The 1,500-nt window shown below is 69.1% G+C and carries 1 protein-coding gene; it reads left to right on the top strand.

Going from position 1 to position 1,500, the window contains the following annotated elements; translation table 11 throughout:
• Window positions 1-114 precede the first annotated feature (114 nt).
• Window positions 115-1,467, top strand: a complete 1,353-nt coding sequence (locus tag ABZS71_RS35615; protein WP_356217013.1) for an IS4 family transposase — start codon at window positions 115-117, stop codon at window positions 1,465-1,467.
• The last annotated feature ends 33 nt before the right edge of the window (window positions 1,468-1,500 follow it).

The following is a 1,500-nucleotide window of genomic DNA, read 5'->3' as shown; positions in this document are numbered from 1 at the left end:
CAACGCCGTTCAGTTAGGCGTGGGGACTGTTCGTCAAGGCTGGTGAACGAGGCAGCGGAGCTGCTGTAGAAGAGGTTTGTCCTCCAAGACATCCTCACTACAGGAGCTCCGCTGTTGGAACAGGCTGCCATAACCAGGACGGTCGGGGTAGCGGCCGGGGTGTTCGCGCCGGGGCATATCGGTGAGCTGACCCGGATCATCCCGTTCGAGATGGTCGACGAGGTGCTGGCGGAGACCGGTGCGGTGCAGCGCAGGATCCGTCTGCTGCCGGCGCGGGTCACGGTCTACCTGCTGCTGGCCGGAGCGCTCTTCAACGGGCTGGGCTACCGGCAGGTCTTCGACCGGTTGCGTGCCGGGCTGTCGGGCCTGGCAGCGGTTCGGCCCAGCGGCAGCGCTCTTCGCCAAGCGCGGCAGCGGCTGGGGCCGACACCGATGAAGGCACTGTTTGACCTGGTGAGCGGACCTGCGGCCACGACCGCTGCCGCCGGGCGGTGGCGGGGTTTGAGAATCGTTGCGGTCGACGGCACCCTGCTGTCGGTTCCGGACTGTCCGGCCAACCTTGCGGTGTTCGCCCGCCAACGGCTCGGCAACGGGATCTCGGGCTATCCGCAGCTGCGTCTGGCCGCGCTGGTGGCCTGCGGGACACGTTCGGTGATCGGGGCCGTGTTCGGTTCAGCCGCGACCGGCGAGCTGGAGTACGCCCGCCGGCTGGCGGTGGACCTTCAGGCCGGGATGCTGCTGCTGGGCGACCGGAACTTCGCCGCCGCCGCACTGCTGAACCAGATGGCCGCCACCGGCGCCGATCTGCTCGTGCGCTGCAAGGCCAACCGGAACCTGCCAACGGTGGCCCGCTGCCGCGACGGCTCGACACTGACCCGCATCGGAACGCTGACCATGCGTGTCATCAACGCCGAGATCACCATCCGCACCGCTCAAGGCACACGCACCGGCCACTACCGGCTGCTGACCACCCTCACCGACCCCGCCACCTACCCGGCCGGCGAACTCGTCCGGCTCTACCACGAGCGCTGGGAGATCGAGACGGCCTATGCGGAGCTGAAGTCCACGATCCTGGGCGGGCGCGTCCTGCGGGCCCGCACCCCGGACGGCATCGAGCAAGAGGTCTGGGCCCTGCTGACCGCCTACCAGGCATTGCGCACCGCAATGACCGACGCCACCGACAGCGTCCCGGGCACCGACCCGGACCGGGCCGGCTTCACCACTGCCCTCACCGCCGCCCGAGACCAGCTCGTCCTGGCCGCCGGCGTCATCCCCGGCACCGACATCGACCTCGTCGGCACCATCGGCCGTCGCATCCTGGCCCACCTCCTACCGGCCCGGCGGGTCCGCACCAAGGACCGCATCGTCAAACGCGCGATCTCCAAATACAACGCACGCGGACCCGCCATCGACCGCACCACGTACAAAGCCACCATCAGCATCGCCATGCTCACGAGCGGCCCTTGACACCCCCAGCCCCGCCCTAACTGAACGGCGTTG

The organism is Streptomyces sp. NPDC005393 (genome assembly GCF_040606675.1).
GTDB lineage: Bacteria > Actinomycetota > Actinomycetes > Streptomycetales > Streptomycetaceae > Streptomyces.
Note: the sequence above shows the minus strand (reverse complement) of the source record. Positions and strands in the feature narration are given on the sequence as shown.